Origin of the sequence: Aequorivita sp. Q41, from assembly GCF_039831855.1 — a bacterium.
Taxonomy (GTDB): Bacteria; Bacteroidota; Bacteroidia; order Flavobacteriales; family Flavobacteriaceae; genus Aequorivita.
In genome coordinates this window covers 1,580,616-1,601,905 of record NZ_JBDPMS010000001.1, presented here as the reverse complement: position 1 = coordinate 1,601,905, position 21,290 = coordinate 1,580,616, and the positions used below count along the sequence as shown (strand labels likewise).

Annotated in this window: 17 protein-coding genes; 8 read left to right on the top strand and 9 right to left on the bottom strand. The window is 37.1% G+C overall.

Annotated elements, in window-relative coordinates; all coding sequences use genetic code 11:
• Position 1: 1 nt before the first annotated feature.
• The 5 genes from gldM to topA form a co-directional block, all read right to left on the bottom strand.
• Positions 2-1,576 carry a gliding motility protein GldM gene (gene gldM, locus ABJ955_RS07300; protein ID WP_347373940.1) on the bottom strand — a complete coding sequence of 525 codons (1,575 nt, stop codon included), beginning with the start codon at positions 1,574-1,576 and terminating at the stop codon, positions 2-4.
• Between the two features lie 44 nt (positions 1,577-1,620).
• A complete protein-coding gene (gene gldL, locus ABJ955_RS07295; protein WP_347373939.1) occupies positions 1,621-2,271 on the bottom strand; it encodes a gliding motility protein GldL in 651 nt (216 codons plus the stop codon).
• A 79-nt stretch (positions 2,272-2,350) separates the two neighbouring features.
• Entirely contained in the window at positions 2,351-3,724 is a 1,374-nt protein-coding gene (gene gldK, locus ABJ955_RS07290) for a gliding motility lipoprotein GldK (RefSeq protein ID WP_347373938.1), read from the bottom strand.
• Between the two features lie 114 nt (positions 3,725-3,838).
• Positions 3,839-4,999 (bottom strand): formimidoylglutamase, encoded by a 1,161-nt coding sequence (locus ABJ955_RS07285; protein WP_347373937.1) that lies wholly within the window; start codon positions 4,997-4,999, stop codon positions 3,839-3,841.
• Positions 4,999-7,515, bottom strand: a complete 2,517-nt coding sequence (gene topA / locus ABJ955_RS07280; protein ID WP_347373936.1) for a type I DNA topoisomerase — start codon at positions 7,513-7,515, stop codon at positions 4,999-5,001. The genes ABJ955_RS07285 and topA overlap by 1 nt, the downstream gene beginning before the upstream one ends.
• Before the next feature lie 260 nt (positions 7,516-7,775).
• Here topA and miaB point away from each other — a divergent pair, with 260 nt between their 5' ends.
• From miaB to ABJ955_RS07240, 8 genes are all read left to right on the top strand, one after another.
• The gene (miaB, locus tag ABJ955_RS07275) at positions 7,776-9,215 is read left to right on the top strand and encodes a tRNA (N6-isopentenyl adenosine(37)-C2)-methylthiotransferase MiaB (protein WP_347373935.1); all 1,440 of its coding nucleotides are present in this window, start codon (positions 7,776-7,778) and stop codon (positions 9,213-9,215) included.
• Between the two features lie 117 nt (positions 9,216-9,332).
• Positions 9,333-10,658 (top strand): sigma 54-interacting transcriptional regulator, encoded by a 1,326-nt coding sequence (locus tag ABJ955_RS07270; RefSeq protein WP_347373934.1) that lies wholly within the window; start codon positions 9,333-9,335, stop codon positions 10,656-10,658.
• A 56-nt stretch (positions 10,659-10,714) separates the two neighbouring features.
• The gene (locus ABJ955_RS07265; protein ID WP_347373933.1) at positions 10,715-11,227 is read left to right on the top strand and encodes an LptE family protein; all 513 of its coding nucleotides are present in this window, start codon (positions 10,715-10,717) and stop codon (positions 11,225-11,227) included.
• A gap of 44 nt (positions 11,228-11,271) precedes the next feature.
• Positions 11,272-12,189, top strand: coding sequence for a hypothetical protein (locus ABJ955_RS07260; protein ID WP_347373932.1), 918 nt, complete (start codon positions 11,272-11,274; stop codon positions 12,187-12,189).
• Positions 12,186-12,518 (top strand): preprotein translocase subunit SecG, encoded by a 333-nt coding sequence (secG, locus tag ABJ955_RS07255; RefSeq protein ID WP_347373931.1) that lies wholly within the window; start codon positions 12,186-12,188, stop codon positions 12,516-12,518. The genes ABJ955_RS07260 and secG overlap by 4 nt, the downstream gene beginning before the upstream one ends.
• A 155-nt stretch (positions 12,519-12,673) precedes the next feature.
• Complete coding sequence (locus ABJ955_RS07250; protein WP_347373930.1) at positions 12,674-12,949, top strand: co-chaperone GroES; 276 nt, start codon at positions 12,674-12,676, stop codon at positions 12,947-12,949.
• Positions 12,950-13,031: 82 nt separating this feature from the next.
• Positions 13,032-14,669 (top strand): chaperonin GroEL, encoded by a 1,638-nt coding sequence (gene groL, locus ABJ955_RS07245; RefSeq protein ID WP_347373929.1) that lies wholly within the window; start codon positions 13,032-13,034, stop codon positions 14,667-14,669.
• A gap of 108 nt (positions 14,670-14,777) precedes the next feature.
• A complete protein-coding gene (locus tag ABJ955_RS07240; RefSeq protein ID WP_347373928.1) occupies positions 14,778-16,154 on the top strand; it encodes a mannosyltransferase in 1,377 nt (458 codons plus the stop codon).
• Positions 16,155-16,160: 6 nt separating this feature from the next.
• Here ABJ955_RS07240 and ABJ955_RS07235 read toward each other — a convergent pair whose 3' ends face one another.
• From ABJ955_RS07235 to ABJ955_RS07220, 4 genes are all read right to left on the bottom strand, one after another.
• Positions 16,161-17,699, bottom strand: a complete 1,539-nt coding sequence (locus ABJ955_RS07235) for a bifunctional GNAT family N-acetyltransferase/carbon-nitrogen hydrolase family protein (RefSeq protein ID WP_347373927.1) — start codon at positions 17,697-17,699, stop codon at positions 16,161-16,163.
• 113 nt (positions 17,700-17,812) lie between these two features.
• Positions 17,813-18,790 (bottom strand): deoxyhypusine synthase family protein, encoded by a 978-nt coding sequence (locus ABJ955_RS07230; RefSeq protein ID WP_347373926.1) that lies wholly within the window; start codon positions 18,788-18,790, stop codon positions 17,813-17,815.
• Positions 18,780-19,721: an agmatinase gene (gene speB, locus ABJ955_RS07225; protein ID WP_347373925.1), complete on the bottom strand. Its 942-nt coding sequence runs from the start codon at positions 19,719-19,721 to the stop codon at positions 18,780-18,782. Before speB ends, ABJ955_RS07230 begins: the two co-directional genes overlap by 11 nt.
• The gene (locus ABJ955_RS07220; protein ID WP_347373924.1) at positions 19,711-21,108 is read right to left on the bottom strand and encodes an arginine decarboxylase; all 1,398 of its coding nucleotides are present in this window, start codon (positions 21,106-21,108) and stop codon (positions 19,711-19,713) included. The genes speB and ABJ955_RS07220 overlap by 11 nt, the downstream gene beginning before the upstream one ends.
• Between the last annotated feature and the right edge of the window lie 182 nt (positions 21,109-21,290).

The following is a 21,290-nucleotide window of genomic DNA, read 5'->3' as shown; positions in this document are numbered from 1 at the left end:
ATTAGTTTGTCAATTCAATAATAACTGGAGAAATCTTTTTCAGTTTATAACTTGAATTTCCTGAAAGACTTGCATTTATATCAAAAATCTGAACAGCATCTCCACGCTGTGCTCTTCTTAAAGCTCCTTTAGCTGCGGAATCCAATTTTGTTCCGTTTACTTTTACAGTTGGCTGTCCGGAAACTTTAAAGCTAAATCCAGTTACGTTAATATTTAATTCGAAATCAAAATCTTGCAATACTGCAGATACTGTAGAGATTTCTAAACCTTGACGTTCCATTCTTACAATTCCTGTTTCCCCACGGATTGCTCCTACTGGTGGTGGAATATCTTTAATACGGAACTCAGCAGGGGTTCTTACACCTGTTCCATCGGGTAATGTTCCACTTGCAGTAATGGTAACTGTTCTACCAGAACCTGGACGCATAACGTATTTACTACCAGAAACCTTAGAAAGGCCAGCCGCTGACGCATTTACTTTACTGTCAGGAATACCAGGAATAGAAACCGTCATTGGGTTATCTACACCACGGTACACAACATTCATTTTATCTGCCGCAATTACCGCTGAATTTGGTTTTGAGATTGTTGAAAATCCAACATCAACAGGTACTTTCGTTTCTTCTCCATTTTCGAGGAAAATTAAATCTCCCTGAATTTTATGGTCTCCAGGAGCACCCGCTCCTATTTTAAGCATTACTTTACCGCTTTCAATAGCATATTGGTCTTCTGTTAAGGGACGACCATCTAAGGTTAGTTCAACTCGGTTTGGTTTTGTGTTTGGATCTTTACGACCTAACACTATACCACCATCAAACGGTTCTCCAGAATAATAAGCCGTTTTAGAAGTTTCTAACAAAGTGTTGTATTGTGTAAAAGACATTGCAGTTGCTTGTTGCCCTGCTAGCATTTTTTGCAGTACTTCACTTTTTGTAGTTTTAATGTCCGCTTGAATCTGTGTCAGTTTAGTTATAGAAGCTACTAAAGGAAATCCTTCGTAGTTATAGTTTAACCAAGCAACTTTTTTTCCATCACGGTTTTCAACTTCCGCAGTAGAAAAGTTTGTTTCAATAGATTTTTTAACATCTTCAATACCCGCAAATTTAGTTAAGGTAGTATCAGATAAAATACTGTTCATTTCTGAACGGTAGGTATTTATTTTCTCAAGAAACTCTTTGCCTTCTGGCTTGTACGTGTCTCCTGTAAAAAACAAATTGTTGAAAAAATCAGCCTTATCCATTACTTCATAATCCTTAGGATCTTCAATATTTTCCATTGAAGCAGACTTTAGGTTTTCAATATATGTATCTAGCTCATCTGAAACCTGTGAAATTTCATCTGCTTTTGCCTTTACACCAGCATATTGTGCAGCTTGTTCAGAAGCTTTTACAGCTAAGCCTTCCATAAACGCTTGGTTACGTTGACCTGTAGCCACGTTAGCATCAGCTATTTTTTCGTTTAACAATCCAAAAGCAGATAATACTTCTTTGGACATATTCAGTGCAAGCATCGCGATAAAAACCAAATACATTAGGTTAATCATCTTCTGCCTTGGGGATAGTTTTCCTCCTGCCATTTTTATTCTTTTTTAAAGATTAATAATTAAGGTGAAAACCTATCTTAGTTTTTAGTACTCATTGCAGAAAGCATACCTCCGTAAACCCCGTTCAATGAAGAAAGGTTGGTAGCCAAGTGCTGCATTTGTTGTTTTAATTGATCAGCATTTTCAGCGATTGCCTGATTTGCTTCCGTTTGACGGCTTGTAGATTCTATCTGAACTTTATATAAGCTATTTAACGAATCCATTTGTGCTGCTGCAAGTGCCATTTCTTCACTGTATTTTTTAGTAGAATTCATAGCTTCAGCAGTTGGAGCCATTCCTTTAGTAGCGCCTTCAAAAGAACGAATACTTGTTGTAAGACTGTTCATTAATTCTGAATCGATACGTGCATCTTTAAGCATTTCGTCTAATTTCTTAGACAAAAGTCCTTGAGCATCTTCTGGTTGTTCTTTTCCTTTCTTCCCACTTGAAGCGCCTCCAGCTAATTCTGGGTAAACCAATGCCCAATCCAAATCATCATCTACTGGTTCAAAAGCAGAAATTGCGAAAATGATAGCTTCCGTGATAAGTCCAATTGCTAATAGAATACCTCCGTTTAACGGTCCTAATTCCCAGTGAAGAATTTTGAAAAGTGCTCCTATAATTACGATGGATGCTCCAAGGCCGTAAGCCATGTTAAATAATTTTTTTGTCGATTTTGCTTGTGCCATAATAAGTTAGTTTTAATTGAGGTTTTGGTTAAGAAATTTATTTTAGGGTATTTAGTTAATTTTTGAAATAGAAATTTAGTTAGCGTGCGTCTCCTAATCTGTCATTAAGGGTAACATCTGTACCCATATAATCTTGCACTGTTCTAAATCCGATATAGCTTCTTGCAGAATCAGCATATTCATAATCTCTGGTACTTACCTGAAGAAAATACGCAACATCTTTCCAAGAACCTCCACGAACTACTTTTCGCATATTGTTAGGGTCGTTTACATTTGGATTCATCGTAGAAGTATAATCATAGGAAGCAGGGTCATAAGAAGAAGCTACCCATTCGGCAACATTCCCTGACATATTGTATAGATTATAGTCATTAGGCTCATACGCATCGGCTTCAACGGTATACAATGCTTGATCGGCAGCATAGTCTCCACGTAAAGGTTTAAAGTTTGCTAGAAAACAACCCCGGTCGTTTTTAGCATACGGGCCACCCCAAGGGTAGGTAGCAGATTCTAAACCGCCACGCGCAGCGTACTCCCATTCAGCTTCACCAGGAAGACGGAAAGAGTTTACAAAGTTTTGCTTTTTAGATTTTTGGTATGAGTTTTTATACAATGTTCTCCACGCGCAAAATGCTTTTGCTTGTTTCCAAGTTACACCCACCACAGGATAATCTCCATAAGCTTCGTGCCAGAAATAATCATTGTGCATTGGTTCATTATATGAATAGTTGAAATCTTTAATCCAAACAGTAGTATCTGGATAAATATTCAATTCTTCTTTTTTGATAAAGTCTTTTCTTCGTTTAGCACCATCACGCGCAGCAGATTCGATATCCATATACGTATATTGGAAATTCAATTTGCTTACATCTATAGTACGTTGTCCATTATATGCTTCTTCCGTAGGAATATACATAGTGTCCATCACTTCAGAATAGTATTCGTCTGGATACTCAGCAGTATCCCATAGTAATTCAACTTTATCGTTTAGCTTTCTCCCTGCGTAGTAATCTTCCCCCATACCAAAGTAATTGTCATACATATATTGTTGGTAGGGTGTCATTTCTTCGTTTTCTTGATCTACGAAAGCAAATTCACCTATCCCCCCATCACCTGGAGTGGCGCCAACTTCATCGGCCATGATCGCAAGACGTAATCGTACTGTAGAATCGCGCACCCAGTTTACAAATTGACGGTATTCAGCGTTAGTAATTTCTGTTTCGTCCATATAAAACGAACGAACCGTAACTGTTTTAGTGGGAGCATCATTCACAGCAACAAAATCGTCATCGCTTTTACCCATGATGAAAGATCCACCAGGGATAAGTGTCATACCATAAGGCTTTTTGGGATACCATTTTTTACCTTTTGCCCCAACCAATTCTCCCCGGTCTCCGGAGTTACAACTGAATAAAAAGGCAACGATCGCAGTTAATGCAATAAACTTCTTCATAGGTATTTAGGTTAAATTTCGGGATTCAAGGGCGTAAACCTATCTATAAAATTTCAAAAAAACAATTTTTTTTTGAAAAACCATTAAATCCCCGTTTTTACTTGTCTTGTGTGATTATACTTCATTTTTGTGGCGGGCTTTCATCCACCGTTCAGGAATTTCCTGATTACACGCACTCAAATATTCGCCATAAGTGCAAGGTAATAACGTATGCTTTTTTAATTTATTATTAACATTTGAAATAAATGGTAAAACAATCCACCATCTTTCTGTTTTGTTACTTTTTTTAAACTCTAAAATCTCATCTTCTATTGGAACTTTATAGGAAGTAAATAGCATTTCATTTTCAAAATCATCATCAATTCTAAAGTTATACCCCTCTATAAAATACCACAGTATTTGAGCCACGAGCATTGCTCCACTTTTAGTCTCAATGGAATCACTAAGTTCAAAAACGCTAAATGATTTCACTTTATTGCTTATGCCCGCATAACGGGAAATGGCACAAATTTCTCGACTATCAAACCCGTTAGGGCTTTCGTTATTTTTATAACTTAAATCAGCGCTTTTTATTGCAGTAACATCTAAAGTAACCATATCTGCATCACGCATTATGGGCTCTACGATGGTAATATCTGCCGCAATTTCGCCCAATCTATACGCATCAAAAAACAACTTATCCATCAATGCTATTTCTTGAGGTGCATTAAAAAAAGATTGATACCCCAGCACACTATAATTAAAAAGGTTGTAGGGTTTATCTACAACCATCTTCCCTACATACGATTTGTTTGAGATTGGCAACTCCGCATTACCGAGGTCAAAGCGGTTATCTATATTCACCACTTTCACCATATTTTCCAAAATATCGTATCCACGATATTGAGCATATGCCAAATCTTGACTTCCACCTAAAATCAAGGGAATTATATCTTTTTTTAAAAGTGCAGCAACCACTTCTTTTACAGCAAAACGCGTGTCTTCGGTAGTTTCTCCTCTTTCAATATCACCAAGATCTAAAATTTTATAGTTCCAGTTTCCGGGATATAATGAATATAACGCCTTCCTATACGAGTCAAAAGAAATGTCGCCACCTATAAAATTTACATCAGCTCGATTTTCTTTAATTCCAAAAATAGCAAACTTCACCCCTTCTATACTAGGAAATTCTCCTATTTCTGAATAAATTTCAATCTGCTTTCCTAATGTTCCGGGAGGTAAAATTTCCCGATGTGCCAGTATTTTTTTTGAAATGGGAACTAAAAAATCTATCATTATTTTTTCTTGGCTGTAGCTTTTTTCTTAGTTGTAGTTTTCTTTTTGGCTGCGGTTTTTTTCTTCGGACTTTTTTTATCGAGCAACTCTTTTGCTTCCTCCAAAGTTATTTTTTCAGCCTCAGTGCCTTTTGGCAATTCAACTTTTGTTTTTCCTTTTATAATATTAAATCGCCCCCAACGCGCTTTTTCTATTCGAATTTTTTCATCAGGCCACTCATTAATCAATTTGTCAATTTCCTTCTGTTTTTTGTCCTCTATGAGCGTTTCAATATCTTCATTTGAAAGATTATCGAAGTCGTACTTCTTGTTCACATTAATAAACATATTGTTCCACTTTATAAAAGGTCCAAAACGTCCAACTCCCTTTTGCACAGGTAAATCCTCATAGGTATATATAGGTGCATCTGCCTTTTTCTTTTCCTCAATAAGCTCTTTTGCAAAAGCCATATCAACGTCTAAAGGATCCATTCCTTTTGGAAGCGAAATAAATGTTTTTCCTAGGCGAACATAGGGTCCAAAACGCCCATTATTCACCTCAACTTCTTCTCCCTCATAAATCCCTAAGCTCTTTGGAAGCTTAAAAAGATCCATTACTTCTTCAAATGTAACCAAATGCAATTGTTGATCCGGACGAAGACTTGCAAATTTTTTCTCTTCATCGTCTGGCGCACCTATTTGTGCCATCGGGCCGTATTTTCCAAGGCGGACCAAAACTGTTCTTCCAGATTCGGGGTCTTCTCCAAGAATACGCTCGCCACTTTCACGCTCCGCATTTTCTTCAACATCTTCTACACGTGGATGAAATTTAGTGTAAAAATCTTTCATCATTTTCGTCCACTCTTCTTTTCCTTCCGCAATATCATCAAAATCCTGCTCTACTTTTGCAGTAAAATTATAATCGAGGATATTCTCGAAATGCGCAACTAAAAAGTCGTTTACAATCATTCCAATATCTGTGGGAACCAATTTTCCTTTGTCTGAACCTACCGTTTCAGTCAGGGTTTTATCTTTAACCTTTTGTTCCTCTAGTGTAAGCTGTAAGTATTTTCGCTCAACACCTTCTACAGTTCCTTTTTCAACATAATTTCTACTAATAATTGTTGAAATTGTTGGCGCATAGGTAGACGGGCGGCCAATACCAAGCTCCTCCAACTGCTTCACCAACGAAGCTTCCGTAAAGCGATACGGCGGACGTGTAAAACGTTCGGTTGCGGTTATGTAATTATTTTGAAGTGAATCGCCATTATTCATATTTGGCAACATTCCTTCTTGCTCTTCTTCTTCAAAATCGGTTCCTTCCAAATATACTTTTAGGAAACCGTCAAATTTTATCATTTCACCATTTGCAGTGAAATTTTCAGAAACCTTTTCATCCGAAAGCACATCAATCTTAACATTGGTACGCTCCAATTGCGCATCACTCATTTGTGAAGCCAAAGTCCTTTTCCATATTAAATCGTACAAACGCGCTTGGTCGTGATCGCCAGAAAAAGTGTGCTTAGACATATCTGTCGGGCGAATCGCTTCGTGCGCTTCCTGTGCGCCTTTAGATTTTCCTTTATAATCACGCGGTTTGCTATATTCCTTTCCGTAGGAAGAAATAATTTCTTTTTGCGCCGCGTTTTTAGCGTCGTTACTAAGGTTCACGCTATCGGTACGCATATAGGTTATAAAACCTGCTTCATACAAGCGCTGTGCAATAGTCATTGTTTTTCCAACTGAAAAATATAATTTTCGAGCCGCCTCCTGTTGTAAGGTTGAAGTGGTAAAAGGCGCCGCAGGCGATTTGCTAGCAGGCTTTTTTATTAAATCTGAAATTTTATAGGAAGCGCCTAAATTCTTCCGCAAAAACTCACGTGCTTCTTTTTCTGTATCAAAATTCTTTGGAAGTTTCGCCTTAAACTTGCTGCCTTCAGCAGTAGTAAATTCTGCATCAATCCTATAAGACCCTACCGGATTAAAGGCTTCAATTTCACGTTCGCGTTCTACGATTAATCGCACCGCAACAGATTGTACGCGGCCTGCAGAAAGTCCGCCTTTTACTTTTTTCCAAAGTACAGGCGAAAGTTCATACCCCACCAAACGGTCTAACACACGGCGTGCTTGCTGTGCGTTTACCAAATTATAATCTATCTGACGCGGGTTTTCTATTGCTTTTAAAATAGCGGTCTTGGTAATTTCATGAAAAACAATACGTTTTGTCTTATTTTCATCCAATTTCAATTCTTCCGCCAAATGCCATGCAATAGCCTCTCCTTCTCGATCCTCATCACTTGCCAACCAAACCATTTCGGCCTTCTTGGAAAGTGATTTCAATTCAGCGACCAATTTTTTCTTGTCGCTACTCACTATATATTTAGGTGTGAAATCTCCTGCTACGTCAACGCCCAATTCCTTTGAAGGAAGGTCTGCAATATGTCCAAAACTGGAAGCTACCTTGAAATCTTTTCCTAAAAATTTTTCAATGGTTTTTGCTTTTGCTGGGGACTCAACTATCACTAAATTCTTTGCCATTTGCTATTTTGTTATGATTGCAAAAGTATATGAATTTTTTAATACGAATCATTTAGCGTGTGAAAATTGAATATTAAGGTATAGGTTTTACCAAAAGCATGCGAAAATTTTTACTTAATTAGCTCGCTATTTGTACTGTATTTTTCTACTAAGGTTAATATTTAATAAAAACAAATCTGCCACTTTGTCACCGTTGCTTAAAATTGTATCTTTGTAAGTCAAATGGTAACATTGTTGCTTACTAGTACTTTTTAGATTTCATGGAAAAAATTATTGACGAAAAAACGCAAGGAAACACGCTAACATTGGAGGCGCGAGAAGGCAATTCTAAAAAGCTTTATATAGAAAGTTACGGCTGTGCTATGAATTTTAGTGACTCCGAGATTGTGGCTTCCATACTTGCAGACCAAGGTTTTAACACCACAAGCTTGTTGGAAGAGGCCGATTTAGTCTTGGTAAACACCTGTTCCATTCGCGATAAAGCAGAGCAAACGGTTCGTAAGCGGCTAGAGAAATACAATGCCGTAAAACGCGTAAACCCAAAAATGAAGGTTGGTGTGCTCGGCTGTATGGCAGAACGTTTAAAAGAAAAATTTTTAGAAGAAGAAAAAATTGTGGACTTGGTTGTGGGGCCAGATGCGTACAAAGACATTCCTAATTTGCTAAAAGAAGTTGAAGAAGGCCGCGATGCTGTGAATGTTATACTTTCAAAGGAAGAAACCTATGGCGATATTTCGCCTGTGCGCTTGGGCGGCAATGGCATCACTGCGTATGTGAGCATTACGCGTGGTTGCGACAATATGTGTACTTTTTGCGTAGTGCCTTTTACGCGTGGTCGAGAACGTAGCCGCGATCCTCAAAGTATTTTGAATGAAGTAAATGATTTGGCAGAAAAGGGCTATAAAGAAATTACATTGCTCGGTCAAAATGTAGACAGTTACCTTTGGTATGGTGGCGGATTGAAAAAAGATTTCAAAAATGCTTCCGAAATGCAGCAAGCCACTGCAACTGATTTTGCGCAATTGCTAGCTATGGTTGCTGCAAAACATCCAAAAATGCGCATTCGTTTTTCAACCAGTAACCCACAAGATATGGGGGAAGATGTATTGCATATTGTAGCAAAACACAAAAATATCTGCAATCACATTCACCTTCCTGTTCAAAGTGGGAGCACGCGGATTTTAAAAGAAATGAATCGTCAACACACCCGTGAAGAATACATGAAGCTGGTTGATCGGATTAAAGAAATCATTCCAGAATGCTCCATTTCTCAGGATATGATTATAGGTTTTCCTTCCGAAACAGAAGAAGACCATGAAGCAACCAAGAGTTTGATGGAATACGTAAAATATAGCTTTGGCTATATGTACAAATATTCTGAAAGACCTGGCACTATGGCAGCGCGAAAGCTAGAAGACGATGTGCCCGAAGAAACTAAAAGCCGAAGATTGACCGAAATTGTTGATCTTCAACAAAAACACAGCGCCATTCGCACCAGAGGATTTTTAGGAAAAACGGTTACTGTTTTAATTGAAAAAGAATCGAAAAAAAACAAAGACGAATGGAGTGGAAGAACAGAACATAACAATGTTGTGGTTTTTCCGAAGAAAAATTATAAACCTGGAGATTTTGTAAATGTAAAGATAACCGATTGCACCACAGCAACGCTAATTGGTGAAGCTGTGGAATTAGCTCTATAACGTTCAACGGAAGCAAGTAGCTTTATCGATTGTTCAAAGAAAAAAAATAATTATGTTTTTAAACATACATAACATACAGTTCAACTATTCAAATTCCCCATCTGGGGCTTAGCGCTTATGGAAAGCATACAAGCAACAAAACAACGATTCGGAATAATAGGTAACGACCCAAAACTAAACCGCGCGGTAGAAAAAGCAATACAGGTTGCACCAACGGATATTTCGGTATTGGTTACTGGTGAAAGCGGTGTAGGGAAAGAGAGTATCCCTAAAATAATCCACTCGCTTTCGCATAGAAAACACGGAAAATACATAGCCGTGAACTGTGGCGCGATTCCTGAAGGTACCATAGATAGTGAACTTTTTGGTCACGAAAAAGGCTCTTTTACGGGGGCAACCACAACCCGAAGTGGTTATTTTGAAGTAGCTGATGGGGGCACCATTTTTCTTGATGAAGTTGGCGAATTACCACTTCCTACACAAGTGCGTCTGCTGCGTGTTTTGGAAAATGGGGAGTTTTTAAAAGTAGGTTCTTCTGCAGCACAAAAAACAGATGTACGCATCGTTGCCGCAACCAATGTAAAAATGACCCAAGCCATTGAAAAAGGCAAGTTTCGTGAAGACCTTTTTTACAGATTGAGCACTGTCGATATAAACTTGCCTCCCCTTCGTGAAAGGCAGGAAGACATCCATTTACTTTTTAGAAAATTTGCTGCAGATTTTGCGCAGAAATATAAAATGCCCACCATCCGTTTGGACAATCGCGCAACAGATTTATTGTTAAAATATCGCTGGAGTGGAAACATACGTCAGTTGCGAAATGTGGCGGAACAGATTTCAGTTTTGGAGCAAAACCGTGATATTTCTTATGAAACGCTAAAGCATTATCTCCCAGATATGGGCAGCAACCTGCCTGCAATCGTAAACGCAAAAAAAGTAGAAAGCGATTTTAGCAGTGAGCGCGAAATTCTTTACAAAGTATTGTTTGATATGAAACGTGATGTAAACGATCTTAAAAAACTTACTTTAGAATTAATGAAAACGGGGAATGCAGCAAAAGTAAAAGAAGAACAATCGTCACTGATTAATAAAATTTATTCCGAAGAAAACACTGCGGATGAAGAATTAGCTTCCTTTATTGAAGACGAAAATATTGGAGATGACACTGATGTCGCAGTTTTCAGTATTCCTGAAAATACGTCAGAATCGTTCGTTACTTCAACACCACATAGAGACCCTTCCGCACACGAATTAAAAAGAAAAGATAAATATGAATATGCGGAAGATATTGAAGAAGAAGAAAACCTTTCACTTCAACAAAAAGAGCTCGAATTAATTAAAAAATCGCTTGAAAAATATAATGGAAAACGAAAAGATGCCGCCGATGAATTGGGCATTTCTGAAAGAACATTGTATAGAAAAATAAAACAATACGACCTGTAAACGCATGTGTGTAACACATACCAGCCTTTAGAAAATTAAAATAAGAAAGAAAGTAGATGCCAAAATTAATTTCAATTATAGTGTTTGTCTGTATCGCAATTGCATTGCAAGCTTGTGGCGCCTATTCATTTACTGGTGCAGATATAGACTATAGCACAACCAAAACGGTACAAGTAAATTATTTCCAAAATATCGCCCCTCAAGTTGAGCCAGGAATTGAACGTGATTTTACCCAGAAACTACAAGATTTATTGCTAAATCAAACGAGTTTAGATTTAGTTACCAACAGTGGCGATTTAGTTTTTGAAGGAGAAATCACTCAGTTTTATACCGCGCCCATAACCGCAACTTCAAATAGTACGGCAGCGCAAAACAGGCTAACAATTTCAATAAATGTACGCTTTTTTAACACAAAAGATCCTTTGAAAGATTTTGAGCAATCCTTTAGCTTTTATTATGATTATGAAGGAGCGTCGCTCTTAGTTGGGTCGCAATTGGATGCGGCAATCGATGTTATCTTTGAACGGATAACGCAGGATATTTTTAATAAATCGCTTGCAAATTGGTAGTATTTTACTGAAAACAGTCCTTTTTTGACCAAAAACATACAAAATTGAATATTGATAATTATACATATCTACTCGCAAACCCACAGAAAATAACTTCTGAAGATATGGCTGCATTGGATTTGCTTATAAAAAAATACCCCTATTTTCAAAGTGCACGCGCCTTGCAACTTAAAGGCTTAAAAAATGAGAATAGTTTTCTGTACAATGAAGCCTTAAAACTTACTGCTACGCATACAACAGATCGCGATATTTTATTTGAATATATTACTTCAGAAAAATTTATTCAGAACGAAATTTCACAAACTATTTTACAGCACGATGCTTCCGTAGGTGAAATAAATGTTATTGCTGAAAATGTTTCAGAACAGATAAGCACTGAAAACGACAATAAATTAAAGGCTGAAATGCAAAAAGCCGAAAATATACTAAACCCAGATTTATTTCAAAGAAAAGCTGCAGCTACAGTTAATTTAGTTGAAGAAAAGCCTGAAGCAATACTCCAACCAGACAAACCTTTAGAATTTACTAAAAATGACACCCACTCTTTTTCAGAATGGTTAAAATTGACAAAAGCAAAACCCATTGCGCGTGCTGAGGGAACAACAAAACAGGCTACAGATACACAAAAAAGAGAGGCTTCTAAAACTTCGATCCTAGATGAAAAAGAGCGGAAATTTGAGTTAATTGATAAATTTATTCAGGAAAAGCCAAAAATTTCACCCGCTGAAATTGATAAAAAAAGGCAAAACACAGAAAGCCAAACCAACCTTGCCACTTCATATCAACCACAGTCTGATTCGCTAATGACGGAAACTTTGGCGAAAGTTTATCTACAGCAAAAGAACTATAAAAAAGCAATTCAAGCATATAAAATTTTAATTTTGAAAAATCCCGAAAAAAGTGGTTTCTTTGCAGACCAAATTCGGGCAATAGAAAAATTGATTAATTCAGAACAATCATGAGTACGTTTACAATATTTTTAATTTTAATAATGTTAGTGGCCTTTTTACTGGTCATAGTTATAATGGTTCAAAACCCAAAAGGAGGCGGACTTTCTTCATCGTTTGGCGGTGGCGGAGGTGCACAAATTGGAGGTGTTCAGAAAACAAGCGACTTTTTAGATAAAAGTACCTGGACGTTAGCTACAATTATGTTGGCGCTTATTTTGTTTTCAAACGTATTTATTATGGGCGGAAACAGTTTACAATCTAAAACATTTGACGAAAACAGTGTGCCTGCAGTTCCAACAACTGAATTACCTGCACCTACAAACCCAGATGCTTCAAACTAACTAAAACTTAGTTTTTACTATATTAAAATGCCAGCTTCTGACAAGCTGGCATTTTTGTTTTATATACTGTCAGTTTATGAGCAGTGGCACAATTTCTGCCAACCTATTAGCAAATATTTAAACCAAAGTTTAACAACTAAAAAATAAAATTGAAAATGGCATTAAAAATTCAACCACTCGCAGACCGAGTATTGGTTCAGCCACAAGAAGCAGAAACCAAAACTGCTTCAGGACTTTATATTCCTGATTCTGCAAAGGAAAAACCGCAACAAGGTAAAGTAGTAGCTGTAGGTAATGGCAAAGAAGACCACAAAATGACTGTAAAAGTTGGTGATACCGTACTTTATGGGAAATACTCTGGAAGTGAGTTAAAATTTGATGGAAAAGATTACCTCATCATGCGTGAGGATGATATTTTGGCAATCATCTAACTTTTCAAAAACAATTTTCTCTTAAAAATCAGTTTAATCAACACTTAAGGCACAACCTTAAAAGTATAAAGTATTAAAAAAAATGGCAAAAGATATAAAATTTGATGTAGAAGCTCGCGACGCTATCAAGCGCGGAGTAGACGCCTTGGCAAACGCAGTAAAAGTAACTTTAGGCCCAAAAGGTCGTAATGTAATTATAAGCAAGTCCTTTGGTGCGCCACAAGTAACAAAAGATGGGGTTACCGTTGCAAAAGAAATTGAACTTGAAGACGCCCTTGAAAATATGGGGGCGCAAATGGTAAAAGAAGTAGCTTCAAAAACCAACGATCTCGCTGGTGATGGAACTACAACTGCAACTGTTTTGGCTCAAGCAATCGTAAAAGAAGGTCTTAAAAACGTTGCTGCTGGTGCAAACCCAATGGATTTAAAACGTGGTATTGACAAAGCGGTTGAAGCAATTGTTAAAGATCTTGAAAAGCAATCAACTAAAGTTGGAAACTCTTCTGAAATGATTAAGCAAGTAGCTTCCATTTCAGCAAATAACGACGATGTAATTGGCGATTTAATTGCTAAAGCATTCGGGAAAGTTGGAAAAGAAGGCGTTATCACTGTTGAAGAAGCTAAAGGAACTGAGACCTATGTTGATGTAGTTGAAGGGATGCAGTTTGACCGCGGTTACCTTTCTCCATATTTTGTGACTGACACTGAAAAGATGCAAACAGAATTGGAAAACCCAATGATTTTGCTTTATGACAAGAAAATTTCATCAATGAAAGATTTACTTCCTGTACTTGAGCCAGTGGCACAACAAGGAAAATCTCTTTTAATTATTGCTGAAGATGTTGACGGTGAAGCCTTGGCTACATTGGTTGTAAACAAACTTCGCGGTTCGCTAAAAATCGCTGCTGTAAAAGCACCAGGTTTTGGTGATAGAAGAAAAGCAATGCTTGAAGATATCGCAGTTTTAACTGGAGGCACTGTAATTGCTGAAGAACGCGGATTTACATTAGAAAACACAACCATCGATATGTTGGGTTCTGCTGAAAATGTAACCATCGATAAAGACAACACAACGATTGTAAATGGCGCTGGAAACAAAAACGACATTAAAGGTCGTGTGAATCAGATAAAGTCGCAAATTGAAACTACAACTAGCGATTACGACAAAGAGAAGTTACAAGAACGTCTTGCAAAACTTGCTGGCGGTGTAGCTGTTCTGTATGTAGGTGCTGCTTCTGAAGTAGAAATGAAAGAGAAAAAAGACCGTGTAGACGATGCACTTCACGCAACCCGTGCAGCTGTAGAAGAAGGTATTGTTGCTGGTGGTGGTGTAGCTTTAGTTCGCGCTATTGAAGTGTTGAAAAAACTTACTACAGAAACTTTAGATGAAACAACGGGCGTGCAAATTGTAGCACGTGCTATAGAAGCACCACTTCGTACCATTGTTGAAAATGCAGGTGGCGAAGGCTCTGTCGTAATCAATAAAATTTTGGAAGGCAAGAAAAACTTTGGGTATGATGCTAAAAGCGAATCGTATGTAGATATGCTAAAAGCAGGAATTATCGACCCTAAGAAAGTAACTCGTATTGCACTTGAAAATGCTGCTTCAGTTGCTGGAATGATTTTAACTACTGAATGTGCTTTAGTTGAAATTAAAGAAGAAAACGCTGGTGGCGGAATGCCAGGTGGTATGGGTGGCGGAATGCCAGGAATGATGTAATTCCATAGAGTGATTGCTAAAACTAAGCCTCACAGGTCTTTAAGATTTGTGAGGCTTTTTTATATCAAAATTTGACTATTTTTAGCCAAAAATTACCTTAAAGAACCTATGCTAAAAGCACTAACTACTTATAAGACCCCAGTACTTTCAGCAGTTATATGCATTGTTTTTTATGTGAGTTTCGCTTATAATTTAGAGCGAAGCAGCTTCCTAAAACTCATTTCGTTTTATTCAGCACTTTTTCTTTTCACATATTTATTAATTGAAAAATCAAATCTTAAATTTTGGCATTTAGCAGGTTTAGGAATTATTTTCCGACTCCTTTTTATAACTGCAATCCCGAATCTTTCACAGGATTTTTATCGGTTTTTATGGGACGGGCGATTGCTTTTTCAAGGTACTAGTCCCTATTTATTTACTCCAGACTCTTCAACTTCACTGGGTGTAACTATTGTGCAAAGTCATCAATTAATTGAAGGTATGGGTCCGCTAAACGCAAGTCATTTTAGTAATTACCCCCCTATAAACCAGTTATTTTATGTTATTGCAGCGCTTTTTGCAGGAAAGAGTGTTTTAGGCTCGGTGGTTGTACTTCGTGTGCTGATAGTTTTGGCAGATGTTGGTATTCTTTACTTCGGAAAAAAAATATTAGCGCAACTAAACCTTCCAATTAAAAATGTTTTTTGGTATTTCCTCAGCCCATTTATAATCATTGAACTTACTGGCAACCTTCATTTTGAAGGGGCAATGCTTTTCTTTTTCGTTTTAGCGCTTTATCTTTTCTTTAAAGGAAAATGGTTTTGGGCGGCGGTCTTAATTGGACTTTCAGTTTCTGTGAAGTTGATTCCGCTATTATTTTTACCCTTGTTTTTGAAGTATTTTAACTTTAAAAATGAGTGCTTCACCAAGCTTAGTTTGATGAATTTGATGAAATTTTACACTCTGATTGGGGGTACTGTTTTATTAACTTTCCTCCCCTTTCTATCATCAGAGTTTATTGCACATTTTTCAGCTACCATTGCACTTTGGTTTCAGAATTTTGAATTTAACGCAAGTGTTTACTATATAATTCGATGGGTAGGGTTTCAAATTGTAGGATGGAATGTCATTGAAACTGTTGGGAAAATACTTCCAATATTAGTGCTCTTCTTTGTTTTGAGTCTAGCTTTTTTTAGAGATAATAAAAACCCGCAACAGCTTCTCACCGCAATGCTTTTTGCAATTTTATTTTACTTGCTTTTTGCAACAACTGTTCACCCTTGGTATATTGCAACCCCGCTTTTGCTTTCAGTTTTTACAAAATATAAGTTCCCTATCGTTTGGAGTTTTATGGTAATTTTAAGCTATTCAGCGTATGGAAAAGATGGTTTTGATGAAAATCTTTGGCTCGTAGCTATAGAGTATACCACAGTAATTGGAGTCGCTATTTGGGAACTGTTTTTCAGAAAAAAAGAATCACAACCTACATCCATTAAAAACATATAGGCTGTGTTATTTTTTTACTCGTTCTAGCCTATAAAAATCTTTTCTTCTATCCTTTAAATTTCTAACCGCACCAAAAGTGTGTAATTCACGAAGCAAATCGACATCCACATCGGCCACTAAAATCATTTCAGTGTTTGGGGTTGCTTCGGCTTTTATACCGTTGTTAGGGAAAGAGAAATCGCAAGGAGTAAAAACAGCACTTTGGGCATACTGTATGTCCATATTGTGAACCTTCGGCAGGTTACCAACACTTCCTGCAATGGCTACGTAGCATTCGTTTTCAACGGCTCTTGCTTGCGCACAAAGCCGAACTCTTGAATATCCATTTTGAGTATCTGTAAGAAATGGAACAAAAAGAATGTCCATTCCTTCATCAGACAATAACCTTGATAATTCTGGAAATTCGGAGTCATAACAAATCAACACCCCTATTTTTCCACAGTCAGTATCGAATGTTTTTAATGCATTTCCGTTTACCATTCCCCATACTTTTGCTTCATCTGGGGTTACGTGTATTTTTTCATACCGTTCCACACTGCCGTCGCGACGGCATAAATAACCTACGTTGTACAATTTACCACGAACCACTTCGGGCATACTCCCGGTGATGATATTTATATTGTAAGAAATGGAAAGGCGCGACATCTTTTCGGTGATTTCTTTAGTGTGTTTTGCCAATTCACGAATTGCATCTGGCTCGCTCATATGGTTGTATTCTGCCATAAGCGGCGCATTAAAAAATTCTGGAAACATGGCAAAATCACAACGGTAACCTGCAACGCTATCAATAAAATACTCTACTTGATGCATTAGCTCCTCCATGCTATTATAGCTTCGCATTTGCCATTGAATCAATCCAAGGCGTACAATGCTTTTAACTGCTGAAGGCTTTGGTTTTTTTTCCGGCTTGGTGTAATAAATGTTATCCCACTCCATTAAAACAGCGAATTCCCCCGAAGCTTTATCGCCTTCCAAATACCCTTTTAAAACACGAACAGGGTGAAAATCATTAGAGATTTGGAAGTTTAACACGGGATCATCAATCTGTCTACGCTTTACTTTTTCTATGTATTGTTTGGGTGAAATTTTATCTGCGTACAAATGATAATTTGGCATTCTTCCGCCGAAAATTATGCTCTTTAAATTTAAATTCTCACAAAGTTCTTTTCGGTAATCGTATAGCCTTCTCCCTAATCGCAAGCCTCGAAAGTCTGGTCTAATAAAAACATCTATTCCGTACAATACATCGCCTTCAGGATCGTGAATGCTAAAAGTAGGATCGTGCGTAATATCTTTGTAGGTGTGTTGATCTTCAATTTCGTCAAAATCAACAATGATGGAAAGCGCACAACCGGCAATTTCGCCATCGGCCATGATGACTACTTGACCTTCAGGAAAAATATCGATTAGGTTTCCTATTTCATTTATCTTCCAATAGCTGTTCGGCAACCCGCCATAAGACTGAATTGTGGCTTCCTTCAACGCTTCATAATCTTTAAGCGTCAAAAATTTAAGTTCTATATTTTCAATCTTCTGTTGTTCCATTTTTTCTGAATTATGTTACCCAACTTATTTAAAATGAACTGCTAAATTTTGTGTAGGAATATAGTAACCGCAACTTGCTGTTTATAATTGGAAATTGCTGTTAAATGTCTGAGTTACATATCTAAAAGATACGCAAAAATTAAAGGCGCTACGATGGTTGCATCACTTTCTATGATGAATTTTGGCGTATCTATGTCCAGTTTTCCCCAAGTAATTTTTTCATTGGGCACTGCCCCTGAATAACTTCCAAAACTTGTTGTGGAATCACTAATTTGACAAAAATAACTCCAAAATGGAGTGTCTGTACGCTCCATATCTTGGTAAAGCATCGGCACAACACAGATAGGAAAATCTCCGGCAATTCCTCCTCCAATTTGGAAGAAACCAATTCCTTTTTCTGAATTATCGGTATACCAATCTGCCAAGAAGGTCATGTATTCTATCCCGCTTTTCATCGTAGAAGCTTTCAACTCCCCTTTAAGAACGTAGCTGGCAAAAATATTTCCCATTGTACTGTCTTCCCATCCTGGGCAAACAATTGGAAGGTTTTTTTCTGCAGCGGCATACATCCAAGAATCTTTTAAATCTATCTCATAGTATTCTTCCATCACTCCGCTTAAAAGCAGTTTATACATATATTCATGCGGAAGGTAACGCTCCCCTTTAGCCTCAGCTTCTTTCCAAAGTTTTACAATGTGTTCTTGGATTCTTCGGAATGCTTCCTCTTCAGGAATACACGTATCTGTAACACGATTAAGTCCTTTTTCAAGTAACTCCCACTCATCTTGAGGGGTTAAATCTCTGTAATTTGGAACGCGTTTGTAGTGGCTGTGAGCAACAAGATTCATGATGTCTTCTTCCAAATTTGCACCGGTACATGAAATGATGTGTACTTTATCCTGGCGAATCATTTCGGCAAAAATCTTTCCTAATTCCGCAGTACTCATAGCCCCTGCAAGAGAAACAAGCATTTTTGAACCTTGTTCTAATTGAGCCTCATACCCTTTTGCGGCATCTACCAGCGCAGCTGCATTAAAGTGTAAGTAATATTTTTCTATAAATTGAGAAATGGATCCTTTGCTAGTACTCATCTTCTTCTGTGTTAAATTTTCCCCCAATGTTTCGGGATTTTGTTTCATTAAAATTATTTTCGTATTCGTCTCCTTCTTCTGTATCTGCAAACTTATAAGTCAACATTTTATAATATAGTTTTGCAGCTACAAAGTCTGAAGCTCTTTCATTTTCATTTGGGCAAAGTTCCACAATATCAAAACCGACTACGTTTCTTTCTTCAAATACTTGTTTTAAAAAATCAAGAGTTTCATACCAAAAAAGTCCGCCTGGCTCTGGAGTTCCTGTTGAAGGTAATATTGAAGGATCGAAGGCATCAAGATCGAACGTAATAAACACATTTTCACCCAAAGCCTCAATTACTTTATCTATCCAGTATTCGTCTTTAGCCATATCATGTGCAAAAAACACTTTTTCTTCATCCATTACACGGGTTTCAGCAACGTCCATACTTCGAATTCCCACCTGAATAAGATTTGTTGTTTGACTGGCTTCGTAAACAGCACAAGCATGGTTGCATTTTGATCCGTGATATTCACTTCTAAGATCAGCATGTGCATCAATATGCAATACCGTTAAATCATCAAAACACTCGTTAAAAGCTCTAATAGAACCAATAGAAATACTGTGTTCGCCACCAAAAAGCGTTACGAATTTATTTCGTTTTATATAATCCTTTGTGGTTTTATGCACCTCTGAAACTACTGCTTCAGGAGACGAATTTTCAGTAATTGCATCTGCAAGGTAAACCCCTTGTTTATAAACCTCTGTTTGGGTTTCAATATCATAAAGCTCCATATTTTCGGAAGCATCTAAAAATGCCTCAGGACCCTTATCGGCGCCTTTTTGCCAAGTACTGGTTCCATCATAAGGAACCGGAATTAATACAATTTTTGATGTTTCTAGGGCCGCATATTTCTGCGGTATTCCTGCATACGTCTTAGTGCTCATAACCTAAAATGTTTAGCAATTGCTCGCTTGTTTGTTGTTTTGAAAAAAGTTTGGTTGTTATCGTATTGTTTTTATCTCTGTCTATTAATATATGTTTTGGCTGCGGAATCAAGCAGTGTTGCAAGCCTCCAAAACCGCCAATAGTTTCTTGATATGCTCCCGTATTAAAGAAGCCAATATACAAAGGTTTTTCTTTTCTGAATTTTGGCAGATAAATAGCAGCCATATTTTGTTCACTGTTATAGTAATCATCACTATCACAGGTTAATCCACCCAAAAGCACCCGTTCATATTCATCATTCCAACGGTTTATAGGTAACATTATAAATTTCTTGCTGATAGCCCACGTATCTGGCAACGTAGTGATAAATGAGGAATTAATCATATTCCACTTTTCGCGATCGTTTTGTTGCTTCTGGTAAAGAATTTCATAAATAGCACCGCCACTTTCACCTACTGTAAAACTTCCGAATTCTGTAAAAATATTTGGCACAGGCACATCTGCCTCTGCGCAGGTGATATTTATCTGATTTAAAATTTCGTCTATCATATACTGATAGTCGTACTCAAAGTGTAATGAGTTTTTTATAGGAAATCCTCCACCAATATTCAAACTATCTAAGGAAGGGCAGATTTTTTTAAGACGCACATAGACTTTCAAACACTTTACCAATTCGTTCCAGTAATAGGCGGTGTCGCGAATACCTGTATTAATGAAGAAATGGAGCATTTTAAGATCCACCCTATCATTGTTTTTTATTTGATCTTCGTAGAAAGGAATGATATTTTTATATCCAATTCCGAGTCTTGATGTATAAAACTCAAATTTTGGTTCTTCTTCTGAAGCAATTCGGATTCCTACATTAAAATGGTCTTCAATTTTGTCTGTAAGCAAATCAATTTCTTCATAATTATCAATAATTGGGATACAGTTTTCGTGACCATTATTAATTAATCGCGCAATATTTTCAATATACTGTTCTCGCTTAAAACCGTTACAGATAACGTAGGTTTTATTAGTAACTTTTCCTGACTCTTTAAGGCTTTCTACGATATCTATATCAAATGCTGAAGAGGTTTCAATATGAATATCGTTTTTAAGCGCCTCATTCAAAACATGTTTAAAATGTGAGCTTTTGGTGCAATAACAATAATTATATGTGCCTTTATAATTGTTTTTTTCAATGGCTGTTGCAAACCATTTTTTAGCCAAATTTATATTTTCTGAAATCTTTGGTAGGTAGGTAAACTTAAGCGGAGCGCCGTATTCTTCAACAAGCGCCATAAGATCTACGCCATGAAATTCGAGCCCATTACCACCTAAACGGAACTCTTCCTGTGGAAAATAATATGTTTGGTTTATTAAATCTATATACTTAGTATTCATCCTTTTGTTTTCGTTGAATTATGTAAATTAAAAATCCTTGTTGATAATTCCTCTAAAAATGAGGCATATAACAAAAAATTAACTAGAAGGTTAAATATGAATAGGCAAAAGGTTTAGAATGAAACTTTTGCCATAAAACCGCTGTATTACAGCCGTTGGAAGTAAAAATGTGTTGTCCATTT

Bases quoted from the DNA above. Each gene is read 5' to 3' on its own strand.
- topA (WP_347373936.1), bottom strand. From the start codon at position 7,515: ATGGCAAAGAATTTAGTGATAGTTGAGTCCCCAGCAAAAGCAAAAACC.
- gldL (WP_347373939.1), bottom strand. From the start codon at position 2,271: ATGGCACAAGCAAAATCGACAAAAAAATTATTTAACATGGCTTACGGC.
- ABJ955_RS07285 (WP_347373937.1), bottom strand. From the start codon at position 4,999: ATGATAGATTTTTTAGTTCCCATTTCAAAAAAAATACTGGCACATCGG.
- ABJ955_RS07240 (WP_347373928.1), top strand. From the start codon at position 14,778: ATGCTAAAAGCACTAACTACTTATAAGACCCCAGTACTTTCAGCAGTT.
- groL (WP_347373929.1), top strand. From the start codon at position 13,032: ATGGCAAAAGATATAAAATTTGATGTAGAAGCTCGCGACGCTATCAAG.
- ABJ955_RS07230 (WP_347373926.1), bottom strand. From the start codon at position 18,790: ATGAGTACTAGCAAAGGATCCATTTCTCAATTTATAGAAAAATATTAC.
- gldK (WP_347373938.1), bottom strand. From the start codon at position 3,724: ATGAAGAAGTTTATTGCATTAACTGCGATCGTTGCCTTTTTATTCAGT.
- ABJ955_RS07265 (WP_347373933.1), top strand. From the start codon at position 10,715: ATGCCAAAATTAATTTCAATTATAGTGTTTGTCTGTATCGCAATTGCA.
- speB (WP_347373925.1), bottom strand. From the start codon at position 19,721: ATGAGCACTAAGACGTATGCAGGAATACCGCAGAAATATGCGGCCCTA.
- ABJ955_RS07250 (WP_347373930.1), top strand. From the start codon at position 12,674: ATGGCATTAAAAATTCAACCACTCGCAGACCGAGTATTGGTTCAGCCA.
- miaB (WP_347373935.1), top strand. From the start codon at position 7,776: ATGGAAAAAATTATTGACGAAAAAACGCAAGGAAACACGCTAACATTG.
- secG (WP_347373931.1), top strand. From the start codon at position 12,186: ATGAGTACGTTTACAATATTTTTAATTTTAATAATGTTAGTGGCCTTT.
- ABJ955_RS07220 (WP_347373924.1), bottom strand. From the start codon at position 21,108: ATGAATACTAAGTATATAGATTTAATAAACCAAACATATTATTTTCCA.
- gldM (WP_347373940.1), bottom strand. From the start codon at position 1,576: ATGGCAGGAGGAAAACTATCCCCAAGGCAGAAGATGATTAACCTAATG.
- ABJ955_RS07235 (WP_347373927.1), bottom strand. From the start codon at position 17,699: ATGGAACAACAGAAGATTGAAAATATAGAACTTAAATTTTTGACGCTT.
- ABJ955_RS07270 (WP_347373934.1), top strand. From the start codon at position 9,333: ATGGAAAGCATACAAGCAACAAAACAACGATTCGGAATAATAGGTAAC.